Consider the following 19,590-nt stretch of genomic DNA (forward strand, 5'->3'; position numbering starts at 1 on the left):
ACACATTTTATGTAATATTCTTCTTTTCCATTTTCATCCTGATGGATTGCTAAAAAATTCCGGCATAAAAGTTTGTCATGCCCGCGCAGGCGGGCATCCATCCTTCATGCTGGCACCTTACCTTGCTTCAGGGATGGATCCCCGCCTTCGCGGGGATGACACATTTTCTTACCTCGGGAGCATGACAGATTTTTTTTGCATGCACTAAGATTTTAAACACTAAAATGTTGCTTTTCTGCCGAATACTTCTGGTACACCTGTTCCAATTCGCGCTCTAATTGGTCCTGACCATTGTTACTGGCATTAATACCAAATCTATTTATTGAGCGAATCATTTCCCTCATGGTAACAATTTTAGCTCTGGATTTATGCACCGTTACTGTTTCCGATTCAACCATTTCAGCGCTTGCTGCTGCATGCGGCGTTTCTTCTTTAGGTTTCTTTTTAATAATATCTTTAGCTTGGCGATAAGCATTTATTTCGTCATGGCTGAATTGAACATTGATTTTCTGCCGGTAAATATTCAATGATTCATTTAATGGTAAATTGATATCCTCACATGGAGGCACTGCAGGTTTAGTTACCCCAATAATGACCTTAACAATTTCTACCATTTTCTGTGCGATGCCAATGATCATGGGTACGCTTACCATCCCCAAAATAATCAAAGCAATCATTGACGAAGCGAAAGTCGGCAAAAAAATCGCGCTGGTAAGGCCAGCTACCAGACTAACAGTAAAAATTCCAATAGCAAACTGAGTGAAAAGCGATCGCTCGGCAAACCAATATAAATATTTTGCCAACTGCGAATCAGGCGCTAGAAAATTTTTATCACTGACTGTCTCAATCAACCGGGTTAACAGATACCCAACTGAAATAGCACTAAAAAAAATCAAGCCGAGAGGAAACGCAGGGCCAATAGCGGCAAAAAAAATACCGAATAATACCCCGCTAATCAAAACCTGTAATTTACGATTTGCCAGAAAACGAATGAGCGGCAAGATCAAGTAGTGATATGGAATTAAGAGCAGATAAGAAACAAGGCTACGCAACAATACATTAAGAATATAATCGCGAACCCGCCGCCGTTGATTATCCTGAGCTGGATCGATTCGGCGAAACGTGACGCCTGCAAGTCCAGCAAAATTGATGGTATGGTGGATTAGAGCGCTAGTGCCGCACTTTTCTTCCGGTGCATCAACCTGCCATACATTCCATCCCTCCCTCCAGTGCCCGAATTGCGATACCGGATCTTTACCCTGTCTCTGAATATGCACTTCCGGTTTTTGCTGAATAGTCGCCCAATTATCATAACGGCTTTTGCGCCAGGGTATATATAAACCGGTTGGATTTAGCGCATTAACTCGAGAAATCCTGTCACCCTGATCGATAGCCGCAATCACACTCTGACTGCCCCCCAGGCTGACTCCGCACACATCTATCTTTTGATTTATTCTATCCAGCCAGTTCACGATATTGGAACGTCCGGAACGGTAAAGGTCTTTACCTGTGGTTTCGAAATCTTCGAAATCGGTTTTAAGCTGAGCATTGAACCCTCGACCAACAGGGTTTGTCCCCATAAAAATCAAATGCGGCTTGGCTGTGGTCAAATTAAAATTAATTGGTTCAAGGCCATAACAAAAAACCCGATCCTCTTCTTCGATAAATAACTTCTTTAAACCAGAAGTCAGAGTCAGCTCCATTGGCTTTACTTTATAATCGACCATACGCCACTGATTATTTATCCACTGCGGAATTGTCATTGACTCATAAGTTGTCAACTCGGCAAATGGAAGATAAGCCATACAGTTACTGATGTATATTTGCGCTTGTGCAAGCTGGGCCGGATTCAGCTCGGCTACACTGAGTTGCTGATAAATATTATTAAAGCCTTCCTGAAATGCAAGACGCATTTCCCTGGTCAGATGAGGATCACGATTAATAAAAAGGTCTTTAAATATTGGCCACGAAATCAATTCTTTCCATTTCCCAGGCTGCCATCCCATCATTAATAATCGTAAAACATTCCGTACTACCCGGACTTGTTCATCTGGCGTTTCCTCTGCCGTTTCAAATTCTGCTGAAGGAAAAAAATTAAGCTCCAAACCGCCAATTTCGGGCTCGCTGTTAATCATTCACATGACTCCAATCGACTTTTTCGGGTAAAAATCCGCCTACTTGTGCATCCCACATCGCTTTATATAAGCCGCTTTTAGCGATTAACTCGCTATGTGGACCATCTTCAATAATTTTTCCTTTGTCAAAAACCAATATCCTATCCATACGAAGCAAGGTTGATAAACGATGGGCAACAACCAGCGTGGTTTTGTCTGTCATTAAATCAAGCAGGGAATGCTGGATTTGCTCCTCCGTTAATGAGTCAAGCTGGGAAGTCGCTTCATCAAGAATTAAAATATTGGTATTTTTTAATATCGCTCGTGCTATAGCAATCCGCTGCCGCTGTCCGCCTGATAATTTAATTCCCCGTTCGCCCACTAACGTGTCATAGCCTTCAGGCAGACGTCTGATAAAATCATGACAGGATGCCCGTTGAGCCGCAGCAATAATTTCCTCAGCTGTCGCGTCCTTTTTACCATAGCCGATATTTTCGAGCAGACTACGGTGAAAAAGAACCGGGTCTTGGGGAATCATACTGATTGACGCACGCAAGGAGTCCTGGGTAACCTGGCTGATATCCTGACCGTCAATCAAAATCTGCCCCGAATCCAGGTTATAGAACCGCAGGATTAAATTGACAAAAGTCGTCTTACCGCTTCCGGAATAACCTACCAGCCCAACGCGTTGTCTGGGCTCAATGACAACAGATTTTTTATCAAAAACCCTGTTGTCCTGATGATAACGGAAACTGACATTTTTAAATTCAATTTTCCCTTCATGGACATGAATATCTTCTGCATTTTCAACATCGGTAATTTTTATTGGCACAGTGATTATCGATAACGCCTGACGGGCAACTCCGACTTCACGGAATAAATCGGCCAGCGCATGTCCGAGAAACCATACCTGATTCATAATTGACAGCACTGCACTGAAAATATATACAATATCGCCGCTGCTTATCAGGTTTTTCTGCCAGAAACTCAGCATCAGATACACCATCACAACCAGCATGATGGTCGCGGGAATATCCAGCGACAGCCGGAATAAGTTGGTAAAATTTATCAGCCTTTTATTGCTGTTCACTTCCTTTTGCTGGGTTTTGGCAATATATGCCATTTCATCCCGGTGGCGGGAAAACAGCTTTACCGCGCCGATATTGGCAAGCGTATCGACAATTTTGCCGCTTAATTTGCTTTTGTCATGGGCGTTATGTTCCGAATATCGATTAATCCTATTCGCAAAATACCAGCTGGTTATGACTTGCAACACCAGCCAGCTGGCAAGCATCAAGGTAAACCAGGCATTAATCAGTGTCAAAATGATTAATGTTGCAATGACCGCAGCCAGCGTTGCAATCACATTCCAGCTGATGATTAAACGTATCGCCTCAAAACTGCGCGGCAGATCATTAATTTTATTGGCCAGACTGCCCGCCATTCGATCGGCAAAATACTGAAAAGACTGTCTGGTTAAATAATCCAGCGCAGTCATTCTTATCTGAGCCTGAAAGCGTGGTATTACATAGGCCTGCCACCAGTTCTGCAGACGGATAATCAAAATCAGGCCAAACCAGCTGCACCCCCCAAGCCATAAGGCTGGCGCCAATACCTGAAAAATATTTTCCCGGTTAGTCTCGGAACGCCCTATTCCGTCAACAATCATCTTTAAAGCATAAGGGATAATGTTGGTTTCCAGGATCATGCTGGCAGGGGCAAGGAAAAAAACGGCAAAAGCAACAGGCTGCTTCTTCAGGAATAACCAAAAGAAACGAAGTAAAGTATTCGGTAATTGTTTGTTTTCGGTAATTATATATTGGCTTTGCTTATCCATTTTCATGGCTCACATATCAGTGCCCGGGTATTCTACCTGATGCTGTCCTGTGATTAAACATTTTTTTCTTAAAATGTTCTTTTATTAAGATAATTTCCAGTTAGATGTTCCCACATCTTGATCTTGGCTGCTATCCAAGCCATGATTTTAATTTTCGTTCGTAAGGATTTTTTATGGTACACGAAACGATGCAATATGATGTCGTTATTGTTGGCGCCGGACCGGCCGGTCTGGCTGCGGCGATTCGCATCAAACAACTGGCTCAGGCACAAAGCCGGGAAATTACAGTCTGCATACTGGAAAAAGGAGCGCAGGTCGGGGCGCATATCCTTTCTGGCGCGGTACTTGAACCCAAAAGCCTGCAGGAATTATTGCCTGACAGTTGGCAACAGGCGCCTTTAAACACACCGGTTGCGGAAGATAATTTTTATTTTTTAACCCGCAAGCGGGCAATCAGGCTCCCTACCCCGCCGCAAATGCATAACCAGGGGAATTATATTATCAGCCTTGGCGAACTGTGCCAGTTTCTGGCAGGTGAGGCCGAAAAACTGGGCTGCGAAATATATCCCGGCTTTCCGGCAACGGATGTGTTATATAACGATAATGGCCAGGTTATTGGGGTTGCCACAGGCGATGTCGGCGTTGATAAAAACGGCGGCCAAACCGAGCATTATCAGCAAGGCATGCATCTGTTGGCAAAACAAACCCTGTTTGCCGAAGGCTGCCGCGGCCAACTGAGCCAAAACCTGATGAGCCGCTTCCAGCTGCGAGACGGAGTACAACCCCAGACCTACGCTTTAGGCGTTAAGGAAATCTGGCGTATCAAACCGGAAAATCATAAGCCAGGTAAAGTTGTCCATACCATTGGCTGGCCGCTGGATTCAAAAACTTATGGCGGTTCATTTATCTATCATTTATCCGATAATCGGGTAGCAATAGGTTTTGTTGTCGGTCTGGACTATCAAAATCCCTGGCTAAGCCCATTTTCTGAAATGCAGCGCTTTAAAACCCATCCAGCCATTCGCCGGCTGCTGCGTGACGGCGAACGTATCAGCTACGGCGCCCGAGCGCTTAACGAAGGCGGTTGGCAATCCATCCCCAAACTGACCTTCCCTGGCGGCGCTCTTATTGGCGATGCCGCCGGCTTTCTGAATGTCGCTAAAATCAAGGGCATCCATACCGCCATGCAATCCGGCATGCTTGCAGCTGCAGCTTGCGTTGAAGCGCTTACCGAAGCGACAGAACCCGTTGAAATGACTGATTATCCGGTAAAATTAAAAAACTCCTGGGTCGAAAAAGAACTTTATGAAGTAAGAAACATCCGCCCTGGCTTTAAACATGGCATATGGGCAGGCTTACTCAATGCAGCAGTTCAGACTTTGACCAAAGGTAAACTACCCGGCACGATGAGTCATCATACCGACAATGAAACTCTGCTGAAGGCCAAGGATTGTAAAAAAATCATCTACCCCAAGCCGGATAATATTCTAACGTTTGATCGTCAGTCATCGGTTTTTCTAAGCAACACCTACCACGTGGAAAACCAACCCTGCCACCTCAAGTTACGCAATCCGGAACTGGCAATATCAGTAAATTATCAGGAATACGCCTCTCCCGAGAGTCGCTACTGCCCTGCCGCAGTCTACGAAATCCTGGACACAGAAGACGGCCCCCGCCTGCAAATTAACGCCCAAAATTGCATTCACTGCAAAACCTGCGACATCAAAGACCCAAAACAAAACATAGTCTGGCAAGCCCCCGAAGGCGGCGGCGGCCCAAATTACGTTTCGATGTAAGAACATTTCACTAACGTTATTGTCATTTTCAGACGATAACGTTAGACTTGCGAAGTTACAAAGTCCCGGTGGCACAGCTGGATAGCGCAGCCCCCTCCTAAGGGGCAGGTCGGAGGTTCGAATCCTCTCCGGGACGCCAATGAAATCAATGGGTAACGGATGGCACTTGATGTTAATGCTTTAGTATATTTAATGGGGACAACTATAGGGATAACCCAATTAATTGCTACACATCACTTGAGCAAAATAACTTGAAATGCATGTAACGTAAGAATAAATTATTTTTGTAGTATAATTATAATAATTGTTTAAATTAGGAATTGTTTAATAATGGTAAAAGCGATTGATGTTGCAGATTACATCCTCACCCAAAAAGGGACGATGTCTGCCATGAAACTGCAAAAACTTATCTATTACGCGCAAGCCTGGCATCTTGTGTGGGAAGATAAGGAATTGTTTTCGGAAGAAATCCAAGCTTGGGCTAATGGCCCTGTTGTACCCTCCTTGTATTCTCTGCACCAAGGTATTTTTAGTCTTGAGCCTGGTTTTTTTAAAGGCGATATTTCAAGCATTCCTGATGAGAGCAAGGATGTGATTGATCGTGTTCTCGAATTCTATGGCGACAAAGATGCTCAATGGTTAAGTGATCTCACACATATGGAGGAGCCATGGAAAAAAGCTCGAATTGGGTTAGTTGATGGAGAGCGAGGAAACCGTATAATTTCAAATGAATCAATGTCAGAGTATTACAGCAGTATATAATGTCTAAAAAAAGTAAATCTCAGCCTAAAATCGCTTACGCGCCTTCTAACAATAGAGAGGCACGTGCTAATTATAAGCCTCATGGCAAAGAAGTTCGCACTAAAGAGAATCCAGACTCTACTGATCAATTAACACCAGCATGGCAATTTCATCGCTGTGATCAGGATCACGAGTTATGGGGGTGGGAAAAACTAAGGGAGAAAGAATTCATAAAAATAATAAAGGATCATCTTCACAGCTTTGAAAATATGACATGGAATACAATCAAACAAGCTTCTGGTGGTCGAGCTAGCGGCACAAACAGCCATCCACTTTCCATCGAAGGATTTGCAAAGGATGCAATTAAGCGGTTACAAGAACTAAAACTTGACGATGTTTCAGAATTATTTTCTTTACGCTTAAATAGCACGCTTCGGCTCTATGGAATAAAAGATGGGAGAGTATTACGGTTCATATGGCATGATCCTCATCATGGCACTAAATCCGGTGCCTATCCAACCGCTAAAAAATAACTTTCACCAAATTAGGCAATAATTGTCTTCATTTCTTTCAAAGTCTGACTCAAAAAGATGATCTTGTATGACGCGATATTTCTCAAACTCACTTTCGGCATGATCTTGAGTGATTTTTGCACTAATTCTTCCCGCATTTTGCAAAATTTTACGATCGTCAAATTCAGGAAACTTATCTAATCGGGTAGCTCAATCCTCCATTTTGCAACGCTGCGTTGCAAAATTTCAAAATCAGGCCAAGCAGGGGCAAAAGCCTTTATAACTGAGGTTACGAGGAGAAAATCCTTTCATTTCAGGGAATTGTTCACGCATATCAAAAGATAACCCATCAATAACTTTTTTACCCATCCTTGAGTATTTTGCTTTTCAAGGATAGGTTGGCCTATTTCCCAGTACGAAAGACCATTGCGGTATTGCTAGCTAATACAACACGTAACTTCTCTGATTGAATACGCCCTTTTAAATCAATAATTCGGCCTTCGGAGAAGCCACAGGAAGCATGGCACTAGGATCCGTACCCCCTCTTTGACATCATACAAACTACATCATCCCCTACTCTTGACAAAAGCGAAATTGGCTAATATCATTCAATTCATGAGTGGTCTTACTGACACCCGCATGCTCGCATGAGCCAATCCCAGTAAGTTTTAATTTTTCATTTATTTATTTTTTTCTTATTCAAATTGTCAGAATTAGCGAGCAAATTCTTGACGGTATTTGTTTAAGGAAATAACAATGAACTCATTAAAACCTTTTTTGAAACCATTAAAAAAGCTTTCTTTTTCACTTAGAGATACTAATCATCCTCTTAAATCAAACAATGCATATAATTCATTAGCACAGATATTTAATGTAGATGAAAGCTGGAAAAAAACTTCTCATCGTGTATTGTTAGAAAAAATATCAAACCAGCTTAATCATCAAGGCAAAACTGCATGGGACGGTTATAAAAATCATATCCAAAATATATTCGATAATATAGATGTTGCATTTGTAAATTATAATTTTCTCGCTTCAAATTGGTTAGCCATTGAGGATCCTGCTAGCATAAGATGGTATGACTATTTAAGGAAGTCTGATTACAAATTCCAAAATAGAATAGATTTATTAAATCACTACTTAACAGCACGACAAGTAGAATTTAATCGTTGTGAATTAAAAAATTTAAATATGTTTGGAATTTTATTTACACCATCCTGGAAGTTGCGAGACTTAAATTCGATGGAGGAGTTTGATGTTGCCCTAAGAAATCAAATGAAAAAAAATTTTTTTAAATCAAATTTAGGCTGGCTATATCTCTATGACAGCCGGCTACTTTATTGTAATTTTGCTTATGACAATTTAAGGAATGCTATATTACATAACGTTGATTGTAGATATAGTTGCTTTTCAACAAAAGATGAATCCGGCGATATTATGGGGGCTAATTTTTCTTTTTGCAATGCAAGTTTTACAGATTTTTCCTATTGTTATGCACGTGAAGCAACGTTTTATCAAACAAATCTTGATTATGCCAGATTTGACCATGCTAATTTAATAGGACCTTTATTTATCAATTCAAGTCTAAAAAATGTATCATTTGCTAATTTAGAGAGAAATATACTTCATAATGCTTCTTTTAGGAACTCAAATTTACAAGGAGCTGATTTCACAAATGTTAAGCTGTATAATGTGGATATGCGCGGATCGGATCTTCGATATGTAAAGGGTATCACATCCCTCACTTCTAACTTAATTCATATTGATGAAAAAACGCGCTTTTAAAATTTAATTAATTCTAGGCACCCTATTGGGTGCCCAAAAACGGTTGGATACGGGCGCATTCGATTGGACAAACTTTGATGTGACAATAGTATAAAGTATTGATATCACAAGAAATTAATGGATTTTTATGGGTAACGTCGGATCAATAATTTACTGTCTCATAAGGGGCAATGCGGAGGTTAGAATCTTCTCTGGGCCGTTCAATTCTATAAAAAGATCAACGCCAAAAGCATGGTAAGAGGTTTTGATAGTAAAGAACCGTGACCAGGTCTATTTTTAATGTTTTATAACATTCTATATGTTAAAATTTCCAGCATATTTATACCGGCGTGTACTAATACTCCCGTCATTACCTCGATAAAATTTAGCAACAAAGCGTCCTGATTGATTAGAAGGCATTGCGGAATTAAATGAATAATCAAAAAAAGAATATTATAATCATTGGCAGAGGCGCCATTGGGCTAAAGATCGCCCAGAGGCTTGAAATGAATCATAAAATTAAAATTATTGATTTAAAAAAACCACTTAATATTAATCATTTTCAGTGTGATTTAACAAATAATGAGGAAGTAAAACAAACATTTAATATGTTATCAAAAGAGTTTAAGAAAATTGATATTCTTATTTTTGCTGCAGGAAAAGTACAATTTAAACCTATGCTTCATACAAACCCTTCAGAAGTCCAAGATCTTATGAATATCAATTACATTTCAGTATGGAATTGTCTGCATGCAGCATCACCTCTTCTCATGAAAAGTAAATTTCCTTTAATTATCAATATAAATTCGATAAGTGAATATTTAACGCTAGAAGAAAATTCGACTTATGCCGCTTCAAAAGTAGCTACCTCTAAATTATTGGAAATCTTCACAGAAGAAAACAAAAAGATTAAATTATCGCAAATTTATCTGGGTGCTGTTAAATCAAAAGCCTGGGTAAAGTACCCAAGCTTTAAGCAAAAAAACATGATAGACCCCAAATATGTCGCAAATATGATTGAATGGATTATTACTCATTCCCAATTGATGCATTTGGTGAAAATACAAATGACTCCACTAAAAGGGGTCTTATGAAACAGGATGTGGCTTTAATAACTGGGGCAAGTCAAGGAATAGGTAAAGAGATAGCCATCAAGCTTGCTCGCAATAATATTCATGTCCTTATCGTTGCAAGAAATATAAAAAAATTAAGTTTAGTCAAATTAGAGATCGAAAAAAACAATGGAATTTGTAGTTTATTTCAATGCGATATTACTAACTATGAACAAGTTAAAATACTTTTTGAAAAATTAACATCTGCAAACATAACTCCGAATATAATAATCAATAATGCAGGATTCGGTGGTGCTTTTTCAAGCTTAGAAGACATGTCGGTTGAAGAGTGGGATACTGTTTTTAATACTAATATAAAATCTATGTTTTATATCTTAAAAATAGCAATACCACACCTTAAAAAACATAATTCCGGAAGGATTATAAACATAGCCTCTGCTTATGGAGTCATCGGCGGAGAAAACTCAGTTGCTTATAGTGCCTCAAAACATGCTGTAATAGGATTAACAAAATCATTAGCACTGGAACTGGCGGATTATAATATACAGTGTAATTCGGTGTTGCCTGGCTTCATACAATCAGAAATGTCTGAGAATAAAGAACACAAGGAATTGGCAAAAAAACTACCCACTAAAAAAATGGGACAACCTTCTGACATCTCTGATCTAATATTGTTTTTATCAATTATGAATTCGAGCTACATACATGGTTCATCTATTTTGGTAGATGGCGGACTAACTGCAGGATTAAGATTTACGTAAAAAAGGTTGATTTAATGCGTATCATTATTTTAGGCGCTTTCCAGGATGAGTTACCACATATCATCAGTAGTTTTTCCAATTTAAAAGAAATGATGGTATCTAAATGTCGCTGCCTCGCTGGGCAATGGAATAGTCATGATGTTTTTATTGCTCTATCAGGAATAGGGACAACTGCTTCTGCCATTACAACAACAATATTATGTGAAAACCTTCAACCAGATTTAATTATTTTTTGTGGTGTTGCTGGTGGGTTAAAGCAGGATCAGCAAATTGGCGATCTTGTTTTAGCAAACAAAATTATAGATGCTGATTTATATTTACTACCTAAGCTATTAAAAGATACACCCTATAAAAATGCCCTAATTGACCCACATACATTAAAAACAATTAGCTCTTATTTCTTTGTTAATAATAGTGTTAAAAACTTAATCGATAATTTTTCATTTGAACATCTTAAGCAAGGCGTTATTGTAACGAGTAATACATTTCCAGCGCCAAAGAGTTTATTTGAAGAAATTAAAAGTTTAAATTGCAGCGCTATAGAAATGGAAAGTGCTGGTGTATATAAGACCGTAGAGTATTATAATATACCGGTTATAACCATTCGTGCGATAAGTAATTTATTGGATGAGTGTGGTAATGATTTAGGGACGCATCCAGATGCCTTACAATTATGCTCAGAAAGATTAGCAGCTTGCCTTATGCGTCTTCTGCCCAAAGTCAATGACCTTATAGCAGTAGATAAAATATCAAAGATTGATTGGTGTAAGAGCATGTTTCAATCTAAAAAAACCGAGGGCAGTGATTTAAATCCCCTAGCCACCCAAGCGGGTGTAGGTACAGTTCCATCATAAAATAATTCCCAATATAAAAGCTATGTTTTATATCTTAAAAGCAGCAATACTTCACATTAAAAAACATCATTCTGGAAGGATTATAAACATAGCCTTATTGAATTAAAGCAATTTATGGATAATAATGGATTCATCAGGGCAAATAGTCGCGCGCTTCCAGAGAGCGAGGTTAAAATCCTCTCTCAATGACGCCAATGATATCAAAAAATTATCAATAAAATTTTTAAAAATATTATTACTTTCAGGGACATGGTAAGGTTCCTAAAAAGGGTTTTGTAAATGAATACAGAAAAACTATTTTCATATGGCACACTTCAATACGAAACGGTACAACTCGCTAATTTCGGCCGTACGTTAGAGGGCAACAAAGATCAATTACCTGGATATGAACTCGCTATGTTAGAAATCACTGATCCTGATGTAATTGCTACTAGCGGTGAAGCCTTCCACCCGATCATTAGTTACACAGGTAATTCAGCTAACTGCGTCGACGGAATGGTATTTGATATTAGCGAAGAAGAATTAAGATGCGCCGATTCTTATGAAGTCGCTGACTATAAACGGATAAAGGTTATGCTTTCATCGGGAATATCTGCTTGGGTCTATGTGAATACTGTCACCGAGGTAGCCGAGTGAAGCTATTTGTTATTTATATTGGCGGTGCGCATGAAAAATCCCTTATTGAACTCCATGACATGCGGTTTGTGGTTGCCAATACAATTGAAGAAACCTATGAGACTCTGCGGAACACTTGGTGGGGGATTCCAACAAGTTTACACCTCGATGCTTGGGGAGTGCTAAATTATGCAGATGGGTATAGTCTCAAAATATCTCATACTCCACCTGAACAAAATGATAAGAAATTGTATTTCGTTAATTTAGGCGGTTATGACAGCCATCAATTTACAGAATTACATCAGAATGTTTTTGTTGTAGCTCCTGATGAAGCTCAAGCCAAGCATAAAGCGGTTCAACAAATTACGCAATGGGAGTCCCCGCACCGTGACTATCTCCATCAAATTGATATTCTTCTAGATGTTAACCAGTTGTTAGCGACAAGTAATTATTATCTTCATCTGGAAAAAGAAACAAACCCTCAACCATTTGAATTTACTTGTCGGTATACTCCCATTGGTAAATTGCGTTAAACTGCGCCGGTTGAGAGTTGCCTATTAATTCATAGAGCCTGGTTATCTGTTTCTCGTAACACGATGCCTGGAGTCTCAATTATCCGGAATTCCGGATAACTGAGACTCCGAGAATAAGAAGCGGCTAGCAGGCAGATAAAGAGCGGGCAGCCTGGAGGAGTTGCTCCAATTTCTCCGTTATCCATTCCGGCGGTTCAAGAGGCGGCAGGTGATGCGAGCTGAACAAACCATGGGTATTCACCAGTGTAACCGCCGTACGTACCGGAATGGAAAGCAGGTATCCAGTGTAAAGCAACCATATCATAAACATCATTGCCTCATCAGTATCTTTTTTTGACGATGCGTCTGGATTATTCTCACAAGATTTCCGCTTTACAATATCATCCACAAATAGAACCATAAATGTCATTATACAAAAATAAAACATTTCGATATAAACCCTGGATGCCTCTGCATCAAGTTGTTGATTATAGATGCTTACTGTCCACTGGAGTTGGGAGCGATGGTTATATTGTTTATTATAACAAGCCAGCAGCCAGGTTATGTCGTCAATAGTAAGAAAATTAAACAGGTTTGTTTCCCAATCAGAGGTTATCTCAACAAGTTCCCAGCGTGGTATCCTGGTCTCATTGAACTTTCTTTTTGTCTCATCGATACAAAAACGTATCATTTCAAGCTTATTAGGTAACGAGCCTTTGATTACAAACTGCAAGAGGCGAGCTCGTGATTGATAGCCGAGAACAGTTAATGCCTTCTCAAAAACTAATTTTAGTGTTTGTAATCGTTGCCTGGATCCCTTCAGGCGGCTGAGTAAATCGCCGTGGGCAGAAAGATGCTCAATAGCCCGCCAACAATCTGCGGCTGTTGATTGTAAAGCTAAATTAATACATTGATCCAATTGGCCCCTTAATTTGTTGTGTTGAGGCGTCTTGTGTGGTGTTTTCTCCAAAGCAGCTGCAATATAACCGAGATAATTAACGCTCAACGGAGTATCCGAACTGCCGGATTCACTATCATACAACAATTTTCGAACCTCCTTTGGGAGCTCCATCTCAACATGCGCACCAGATTGCTTATTTCCAACCTTTTTCATATTACAACCTCGCAAAAATTCTAAACTATAGCCTGATAATAATCATTCGAATCTTACTCCAAGATATACTATGAGAAAACCCTGGTTTTGAAGCCAATTATTTTTCGGAGGAATAAAACTTGTTGAAGCCAATCCGTCAATCTTGAGGTTCTTGAGTTAAGGGTACTGTCATTCCCGCGAAGGCGGGGCTGACAGTATCCTTAATTTAATGGCTGTGGAGCCTAGAATGTACCAGGCTTTGAGGGGGCAGGCTTTGAGTAATGATCGCTGATGAGCGATTTTATTTCAGCTGGTCTATACAGATTGCTTTCAAAGAAATTGAAAGCAATGCGCTCTGCGATTTCATAAGGGATAACAGGTAATGGTGGAACTTCACTATCCAGACGTTTTGATGGTTCTTTCTCTTCCTGAATTCGAATAGCCTGATTAAAGAAGCGCAGCGATTTTGTTGCTGTATGATAATTTTGGGCTTTCGCATAGATTTGGGTCAGAATACTGGCAGTTTGTGATTGAGTGCCTGAAGTTGCCTGGTCTAACGGAGCTGCTTGTTCTTGCTGAACTACCTGCTCTATCTGAGCTAGCTGCTCTATCTGCTCTCCCCGCGCCTCTTGTTCTACTGGAGTCATCTGCTCTAGTTGCTTTTTAATAAGAGTGACTGATTCAGCCGGCAATTTTCTAAATGCTTCAAAAACAGATTTTACATCAGATTGTTTAACCAGCTCATCAACTTTATCTTTAAAATGCTCTGTCAAACAACCAAGTATTCGAAGATCCTGACGCTTGATAGCCAAAGCAAGCGACGCAGGAGTAATATTTACCCCCCTCTCCAGTAATTGTTTTAATCGAAGATGATTGCCGTAGCTGATACATTGATCCAGCATATTAGAATCAGGATTATTATTCATGTGGTAATTAATAATCTTAAAGCCATGAAAGGCTAAGTGTTCACCATCTCCTTCAGCTATAAAAGCTTCTTTTACGAGTTCTTCATTAGCATGAACAGGTACTTTACATTTTATAAGAATATCTTCAATCCTAAAGTCATTTTGTGCTTGGCCACAGTCAAAGGCCCGCTTAATAAGCTCTTTTGATAAGCTGTCCGGTTCGTTCGATTTAAAATAATTTTCCAGTAACGGGGCCAGTATCATGCAATTAGCTGCATTAATTGCGGCTTCAATATGGAGAGGTAAAATTTTAAAACGATCCAGATTAGCCATAATAACCTCATAATTTTTTTGTATCGCATAGCTTAAAACAGCATCTGATGGTCTAGTATGGAGGCCGATTGCCAGAGAAAATGCTGCCGAGGCAGGTCCGTCAAGCCCCTCTTGCGCTTCGAGGCTAATATCAATTAATTTGTTTAAAACTTCTTCGGACATATTGATTTGCTCAGCATGTAAAAATATATCGCGAATAATTATAATATTTCCAGTCTTGTATGCGGATTCAATACATTCAGGTGTTAATTCTTCGTTCTTATTAATTAACAGCATAGCGGTTGTAAAGTTATTAGTTTGTATTGCTTCTATCAGTTTCATAAAATATGCCAAATGCTCAGGATTTATCCATTATAACAGATTTACATTTTTTTTGTAATATTTTTTATCATTTAGAACTTTATTTGATTATTTTTCTTGTACCTAAAAATAATAATTTTTTACTTACAATTAAGCAGCGTGCACAAGGCCAAAAGATTGTCATGCGCAAAGACTGGGTAAATTTAATGGAGCAACGTACTCAGGATTTATTGATATGGAGTGTTGGGCTTTACAGCCCAAACTACTCTGATTTAATTTAAAACCGTTTTTTCCCAACCAGCTTTATTGTGCCGAATTTCGGGCAGATTCTTTTTCAGCCTGGGCTGGCGGGCTCTTTTTTCGGACTATTTTAGGTTTACTTTCGTTTTTACTTTTTTCAAGCCACAGTAAAAACTTTCCTTTTAAATAATGCATTTTTTCTTTTAAAACAATTGCTTCTTGCTCGGAAATAACTTTTTTTGCTTTATTAAATATTTTTCCTTCCTCTTCTTTGACATGATGCTGAACAATTTCTTTTAATTTTAAAACTTCATTCACATAATGTTTATCCAGGGAATTATTGATTATAGTGATTTGGCGCTCAATTTCCTGGTGCTCTTTTTCTCCGTGTAAAGAAACTTCCCGTGTTTCCGGATATTGCAAAAGCACTTTATAAAAAGTTTCCTGTTCAGAGTGAGCATGAACCATCAGTTCTTGAAAAATCATCGCCACGATTTCATGCTGCCGTTTTTTGGATGACGTTTTTTCAAACAAAGTAAAAAGATGATTAACTTTATCGTGATCCATTTTTAAGTATTCGTAAATGTCCATAATTGTCTCCTAGGGAGTCATGACGACTTTAATACAACCGTTGTCTTTTTCATCAAAATTTTTATATGCTTCCGGAGCATTTTTTAATTTGATACGATGAGAAATAATACGAGAAGGATCAATTTTTCCCTCTGTTATTTTTCTTAACAATAAAGGCATATAACGCTGGACATGCGTTTGTCCCATTTTGAAAGTCAAGCCTTTATTCATGGCGGCGCCAAAGGGAATATTATCCAGCGTATCAAGATAAACGCCCGGCATTGAAATAGTTCCAGCCTTGCCGCAACAGCGAATAGCCTCGCGCATGACATGCGCCCTGTCAGTAGCCAGGCAAGTGATTTGTTTTACCCGATCTATAACAGAGTCAAATGTAGGGCCGACATGGGCTTCACAACCTACAGCATCGATGCAGCGTTCAGGGCCTAAACCTCTGGTCATCACCATCAGGCTATCGAAAACATCTTCTTCCTGAAAGTTAATGGTTTCAGCGTTACCGTATTTCTCGGCCATTTTGAGGCGCTCAGGCACGCAATCTATGGCAATAACCCGCCCTGCGCCTAACATCCAGGCACTTTGAATCGCAAACTGCCCTACCGGTCCGCAACCCCAGATCGCAACGGTATCGCCTGGTTGAATGCCGCAATTTTCTGCTGCCATGTAACCTGTTGGAAAAATATCCGACAAAAACAAGAGTTTTTCATCCGGCATATCTTCAGGTACTTTAATCGGGCCAATATTTGAAAAAGGTACCCGTACATATTCAGCCTGACCACCGGAAAAACCGCCTAATACATGCGAATAACCAAACATTCCAGACGGTGTTTGTCCCATACGTTGGCGTGCTATTTCTGCATTAGGATTTGATAATTCGCAGCAGGCAAATAATTTTTTTCTACAAAAATTACATTTGCCGCATGAAATAGTGAATGGAACAACGACTTTATCACCTATTTTCAATTTTTTATTGCCGGAACCTAATTCAACAACTTCGCCCATGAATTCATGGCCTAATACGTCTCCTGATTTCATCTCAGGCATTAAACCATTATATAAATGTAAATCAGATCCACAGATGGCTGTTGCAGTCACCCGTATTATGGCATCTTGATTATTAATAATTTCAGGATCAGGAACAGAATCTACCCTGACGTCATGTTTTCCATGCCAACATAATGCTTTCATTTCAATATCCTTATTGAATATGACAATTCAAATTATGAACACCACCTTTAAATATAGAACATTTTTTGATAACTTGGAATATTTTTTGTCAATAAGGTCACTGCGCAACGCTATTAATCTAATTATTGCAGAAGCGTGTCATGGCAGCCATAATCAAATGGAGGAATAAAAGGCTTTTTCATTTTTTAAGGACAAAAAATGATTATCAGACGATTAGTAGAAAATGATTTACCGAACTTGATTCCCTTTATGAAACAAGCCTGGCAGGATGCTTACCCTGCGTTTTATAATGAAGAACCCAAAATAGTGGATGCTGTTTTTGATGTTGACAAAATCAGACAGGAAATGTCAGATCCGAAAAATGTATTTTTTGGTGCTCTCGATAAAGGAAAAATTGCAGGTTATGCAAAACTGATAACACTGCCCGAAAGTAGTTTTCTTGACAAAATATACGTGGGGAAAGCGATACAGGGACAAGGAATAGGAACCCAACTGTTGCTTGTGTGTTTTAATCACGCCTCAACTGCCGGCATTTGCAGCATGAAGCTGCAGGTTGAAGATAAAAACCATCACGCGCTTGCCTTTTATCAAAAACATGGTTTTGAGCGCATGCCTGTAAAAAGGCTTTATCCAAGTACGGGCGCAACGCTTTATTATGATTACATTATGGTTTGTTATGATATTAATAATGTCATCAATATGTTGGAAGCAAAATATGGCGCTGCTCAGAATTTTGTAGCGACGTGTAGTTTATAGCCACTTTTCAAATCTGTAGTGTTTAATAAAAAACTTGTTGGGTCAAAACGACCCAACCTACAAACATTGCCCGGTATAAAGAAGATTGTCAATACTAAAAACTTAAATTAATAATTTCTTAATTAATAGAACCTATAATAATAAATAAGTGCTAAATATGAGATATCAAAATGCCTGCTTTTACACCGGTCAAACTTATTAATGACATTTTAATGCGTGAGAATGAGCTAATCAATGCAGGAGTTATTAGACAAGCAAGTGAAAGAGCCTTCGAGTTAGCAATGCACAATTATGATGCAGCCGAAGCTTTATTCCTATATCATAATAAATTAATAGAAGCGATGAGAAATTGGGTTACCCAACAACAATGGCTTGCTTTTGCTGAAAAATACCCCTCTTTAAAGCCTCAATTAATAAATTTTTCTTTGCTAGATAAAAATGCTATAGAAACTCCCCTGGAAGCAAAAAAATCATTACCGCAAGCGGTTGCCCAACAAGTCAACGAACTTATTGTTAGAAGCAATAACCGCATTGAACTTGTTCCTCATGGCCGCACTGGTTCAATGATTTTAAAGAATCGTGATCTTGAAATTATAAATTTTGAACACAAAATAGTTGTAAATAATATTCCTATTCCATTAGTTACAAGAAAAACACGCCAGTTTAATGCAACGCTTTGCTCAGCAGGTTCTTCATCTAAACGGGAAATTCTATTGCTGGAAAAAGATGATGTTTTGCTTGATGAGATTTATTCAGCCATTAAAAGCAAAATTAATGCTAATCAATCCATTGAAGCTGTGTTAAAAATAGTTAAGCAAACAACTCAAACCTGTTTTCCCCACAGTAAACCAGGACAATTTATTCAACAGCAATTAGCTGCAGGCAATAAAATTATCCCTTTAAGCGATTTTATAAAAAATAAAAATGGTTTATGCCGCCATCATACGTTATTAAATGCTTATCTACTTTCACGCCTGGTTGAAGATCATTTAATTCAAGGTGAAGTTATTCATCATCGAGTCGAATTTGGAGATGATAGCGCTCATACATGGAATCTATTTGTTAATAAAAAAGACAATAAAACGTATTCGTTAGATTCATTATGGGACGATATAACGTGCATCAACGACTACCCGGGAAAATTAGATCGTTTGTATCGGCATGATGTTGAAACCGAAATCAAAAGGAGGCAGTATGATGCACCGATTCATCAAGCTGAACCTGAACAACAAGTAGAGCAAACAAATAATCAAGCCAAACTTTGTTTAGAGGATATTAAAAAATTTATTGAAAATCCCCAAACCAAGTTTGTTTGTCTCAGGCTATTTGGCGGTAAAAGCATCAAATTAGATAATGGTATTCAAAAAACATTACCTCATCGGGTAGCAGAGATTTATGAGGCAATTAAAACAGGAAATCTTCAGGACAACCAGGCCGCGAATCAATTATTACAAAAGATCCAAAGCATTGCACAGCATGCTATTGATACTCCCCCCCTGCTTGGGCGTGATGGTGGAACGACTCGTTTCTATGAAGAGATATTAAGTTTAAGTGAGCAACAGCCTGAATTTAATAGCCGCTTTCAGTTAAACCCATAAGCTTCACAAAATT

The 19,590-nt window shown here is 39.1% G+C and carries 19 protein-coding genes and 1 tRNA gene; 14 read left to right on the plus strand and 6 right to left on the minus strand.

Features of this window, described 5'->3' with window-relative positions; genetic code table 11:
- Positions 1 to 208, plus strand: a 208-nt coding sequence (locus tag ACFORL_RS10025; protein WP_382343601.1) for a hypothetical protein, incomplete at its 5' end; no start/stop codon positions are given.
- A gap of 4 nt (positions 209 to 212) precedes the next feature.
- Here the strand turns inward: ACFORL_RS10025 and ACFORL_RS10030 are convergent.
- Together ACFORL_RS10030 and ACFORL_RS10035 are read right to left on the minus strand one after the other, a co-directional pair.
- Complete coding sequence (locus ACFORL_RS10030) at positions 213 to 2,135, minus strand: hypothetical protein (RefSeq protein ID WP_382343603.1); 1,923 nt, start codon at positions 2,133 to 2,135, stop codon at positions 213 to 215.
- On the minus strand, positions 2,128 to 3,951 hold the full coding sequence (locus ACFORL_RS10035) for an ABC transporter ATP-binding protein (RefSeq protein ID WP_382343605.1): 1,824 nt from the start codon (positions 3,949 to 3,951) through the stop codon (positions 2,128 to 2,130). The genes ACFORL_RS10030 and ACFORL_RS10035 overlap by 8 nt, the downstream gene beginning before the upstream one ends.
- A 173-nt stretch (positions 3,952 to 4,124) precedes the next feature.
- On the opposite strand from ACFORL_RS10035, the gene ACFORL_RS10040 reads away from it, so the two are divergent.
- The 10 genes from ACFORL_RS10040 to ACFORL_RS10085 all read left to right on the plus strand — a co-directional run bounded on the left by ACFORL_RS10040 (position 4,125) and on the right by ACFORL_RS10085 (position 12,600).
- Complete coding sequence (locus tag ACFORL_RS10040; RefSeq protein ID WP_382343607.1) at positions 4,125 to 5,747, plus strand: electron transfer flavoprotein-ubiquinone oxidoreductase; 1,623 nt, start codon at positions 4,125 to 4,127, stop codon at positions 5,745 to 5,747.
- A 62-nt stretch (positions 5,748 to 5,809) separates the two neighbouring features.
- Positions 5,810 to 5,886: transfer RNA gene (locus ACFORL_RS10045), tRNA-Arg, on the plus strand.
- Between the two features lie 191 nt (positions 5,887 to 6,077).
- A complete protein-coding gene (locus ACFORL_RS10050) occupies positions 6,078 to 6,509 on the plus strand; it encodes a Panacea domain-containing protein (protein WP_382343609.1) in 432 nt (143 codons plus the stop codon).
- On the plus strand, positions 6,509 to 7,021 hold the full coding sequence (locus ACFORL_RS10055; protein ID WP_382343610.1) for a hypothetical protein: 513 nt from the start codon (positions 6,509 to 6,511) through the stop codon (positions 7,019 to 7,021). Before ACFORL_RS10050 ends, ACFORL_RS10055 begins: the two co-directional genes overlap by 1 nt.
- Positions 7,022 to 7,756: 735 nt before the next feature.
- The gene (locus tag ACFORL_RS10060) at positions 7,757 to 8,785 is read left to right on the plus strand and encodes a pentapeptide repeat-containing protein (protein WP_382343611.1); all 1,029 of its coding nucleotides are present in this window, start codon (positions 7,757 to 7,759) and stop codon (positions 8,783 to 8,785) included.
- A gap of 410 nt (positions 8,786 to 9,195) precedes the next feature.
- Complete coding sequence (locus ACFORL_RS10065; protein WP_382343613.1) at positions 9,196 to 9,858, plus strand: SDR family oxidoreductase; 663 nt, start codon at positions 9,196 to 9,198, stop codon at positions 9,856 to 9,858.
- Positions 9,855 to 10,598: an SDR family NAD(P)-dependent oxidoreductase gene (locus tag ACFORL_RS10070; RefSeq protein WP_382343615.1), complete on the plus strand. Its 744-nt coding sequence runs from the start codon at positions 9,855 to 9,857 to the stop codon at positions 10,596 to 10,598. Before ACFORL_RS10065 ends, ACFORL_RS10070 begins: the two co-directional genes overlap by 4 nt.
- 14 nt (positions 10,599 to 10,612) lie before the next feature.
- The gene (mtnN, locus tag ACFORL_RS10075) at positions 10,613 to 11,452 is read left to right on the plus strand and encodes a 5'-methylthioadenosine/S-adenosylhomocysteine nucleosidase (protein WP_382343617.1); all 840 of its coding nucleotides are present in this window, start codon (positions 10,613 to 10,615) and stop codon (positions 11,450 to 11,452) included.
- Between the two features lie 279 nt (positions 11,453 to 11,731).
- On the plus strand, positions 11,732 to 12,088 hold the full coding sequence (locus tag ACFORL_RS10080; RefSeq protein ID WP_382343619.1) for a gamma-glutamylcyclotransferase family protein: 357 nt from the start codon (positions 11,732 to 11,734) through the stop codon (positions 12,086 to 12,088).
- The gene (locus ACFORL_RS10085) at positions 12,085 to 12,600 is read left to right on the plus strand and encodes a DUF1543 domain-containing protein (protein ID WP_382343621.1); all 516 of its coding nucleotides are present in this window, start codon (positions 12,085 to 12,087) and stop codon (positions 12,598 to 12,600) included. Before ACFORL_RS10080 ends, ACFORL_RS10085 begins: the two co-directional genes overlap by 4 nt.
- A 124-nt stretch (positions 12,601 to 12,724) precedes the next feature.
- On the opposite strand, the gene ACFORL_RS10090 is transcribed toward ACFORL_RS10085, so the two are convergent.
- Positions 12,725 to 13,693 carry a hypothetical protein gene (locus ACFORL_RS10090; protein WP_382343623.1) on the minus strand — a complete coding sequence of 323 codons (969 nt, stop codon included), beginning with the start codon at positions 13,691 to 13,693 and terminating at the stop codon, positions 12,725 to 12,727.
- A 221-nt stretch (positions 13,694 to 13,914) separates the two neighbouring features.
- Positions 13,915 to 15,231, minus strand: a complete 1,317-nt coding sequence (locus tag ACFORL_RS10095) for a hypothetical protein (protein ID WP_382343625.1) — start codon at positions 15,229 to 15,231, stop codon at positions 13,915 to 13,917.
- Positions 15,232 to 15,236: 5 nt separating this feature from the next.
- On the opposite strand from ACFORL_RS10095, the gene ACFORL_RS10100 reads away from it, so the two are divergent.
- Positions 15,237 to 15,491 (plus strand): hypothetical protein, encoded by a 255-nt coding sequence (locus ACFORL_RS10100; protein WP_382343627.1) that lies wholly within the window; start codon positions 15,237 to 15,239, stop codon positions 15,489 to 15,491.
- 22 nt (positions 15,492 to 15,513) lie between these two features.
- Here the strand turns inward: ACFORL_RS10100 and ACFORL_RS10105 are convergent, their stop codons facing one another.
- Complete coding sequence (locus tag ACFORL_RS10105) at positions 15,514 to 16,041, minus strand: hemerythrin domain-containing protein (protein ID WP_382343629.1); 528 nt, start codon at positions 16,039 to 16,041, stop codon at positions 15,514 to 15,516.
- 9 nt (positions 16,042 to 16,050) lie between these two features.
- Positions 16,051 to 17,223, minus strand: a complete 1,173-nt coding sequence (locus ACFORL_RS10110; protein ID WP_382343631.1) for a zinc-dependent alcohol dehydrogenase — start codon at positions 17,221 to 17,223, stop codon at positions 16,051 to 16,053.
- A 198-nt stretch (positions 17,224 to 17,421) separates the two neighbouring features.
- On the opposite strand from ACFORL_RS10110, the gene ACFORL_RS10115 reads away from it, so the two are divergent.
- Together ACFORL_RS10115 and ACFORL_RS10120 are read left to right on the plus strand one after the other, a co-directional pair.
- Positions 17,422 to 17,979: a GNAT family N-acetyltransferase gene (locus ACFORL_RS10115; RefSeq protein ID WP_382343633.1), complete on the plus strand. Its 558-nt coding sequence runs from the start codon at positions 17,422 to 17,424 to the stop codon at positions 17,977 to 17,979.
- Between the two features lie 170 nt (positions 17,980 to 18,149).
- The gene (locus ACFORL_RS10120) at positions 18,150 to 19,577 is read left to right on the plus strand and encodes a hypothetical protein (RefSeq protein WP_382343635.1); all 1,428 of its coding nucleotides are present in this window, start codon (positions 18,150 to 18,152) and stop codon (positions 19,575 to 19,577) included.
- Positions 19,578 to 19,590: the final 13 nt, after the last annotated feature.

The sequence above is a fragment of the Legionella dresdenensis genome (genome assembly GCF_042649825.1).
Lineage (GTDB): Bacteria > Pseudomonadota > Gammaproteobacteria > Legionellales > Legionellaceae > Legionella_C > Legionella_C dresdenensis.

Excerpts from the sequence above, each read along its gene's own strand:
- ACFORL_RS10030 (WP_382343603.1), bottom strand. The coding sequence starts at position 2,135 with ATGATTAACAGCGAGCCCGAAATTGGCGGTTTGGAGCTTAATTTTTTT.
- ACFORL_RS10035 (WP_382343605.1), bottom strand. The coding sequence starts at position 3,951 with ATGGATAAGCAAAGCCAATATATAATTACCGAAAACAAACAATTACCG.
- ACFORL_RS10040 (WP_382343607.1), top strand. The coding sequence starts at position 4,125 with ATGGTACACGAAACGATGCAATATGATGTCGTTATTGTTGGCGCCGGA.
- ACFORL_RS10050 (WP_382343609.1), top strand. The coding sequence starts at position 6,078 with ATGGTAAAAGCGATTGATGTTGCAGATTACATCCTCACCCAAAAAGGG.
- ACFORL_RS10055 (WP_382343610.1), top strand. The coding sequence starts at position 6,509 with ATGTCTAAAAAAAGTAAATCTCAGCCTAAAATCGCTTACGCGCCTTCT.
- ACFORL_RS10060 (WP_382343611.1), top strand. The coding sequence starts at position 7,757 with ATGAACTCATTAAAACCTTTTTTGAAACCATTAAAAAAGCTTTCTTTT.
- ACFORL_RS10065 (WP_382343613.1), top strand. The coding sequence starts at position 9,196 with ATGAATAATCAAAAAAAGAATATTATAATCATTGGCAGAGGCGCCATT.
- ACFORL_RS10070 (WP_382343615.1), top strand. The coding sequence starts at position 9,855 with ATGAAACAGGATGTGGCTTTAATAACTGGGGCAAGTCAAGGAATAGGT.
- mtnN (WP_382343617.1), top strand. The coding sequence starts at position 10,613 with ATGCGTATCATTATTTTAGGCGCTTTCCAGGATGAGTTACCACATATC.
- ACFORL_RS10080 (WP_382343619.1), top strand. The coding sequence starts at position 11,732 with ATGAATACAGAAAAACTATTTTCATATGGCACACTTCAATACGAAACG.
- ACFORL_RS10090 (WP_382343623.1), bottom strand. The coding sequence starts at position 13,693 with ATGAAAAAGGTTGGAAATAAGCAATCTGGTGCGCATGTTGAGATGGAG.
- ACFORL_RS10095 (WP_382343625.1), bottom strand. The coding sequence starts at position 15,231 with ATGAAACTGATAGAAGCAATACAAACTAATAACTTTACAACCGCTATG.
- ACFORL_RS10100 (WP_382343627.1), top strand. The coding sequence starts at position 15,237 with ATGCCAAATGCTCAGGATTTATCCATTATAACAGATTTACATTTTTTT.
- ACFORL_RS10105 (WP_382343629.1), bottom strand. The coding sequence starts at position 16,041 with ATGGACATTTACGAATACTTAAAAATGGATCACGATAAAGTTAATCAT.
- ACFORL_RS10110 (WP_382343631.1), bottom strand. The coding sequence starts at position 17,223 with ATGAAAGCATTATGTTGGCATGGAAAACATGACGTCAGGGTAGATTCT.
- ACFORL_RS10115 (WP_382343633.1), top strand. The coding sequence starts at position 17,422 with ATGATTATCAGACGATTAGTAGAAAATGATTTACCGAACTTGATTCCC.
- ACFORL_RS10120 (WP_382343635.1), top strand. The coding sequence starts at position 18,150 with ATGCCTGCTTTTACACCGGTCAAACTTATTAATGACATTTTAATGCGT.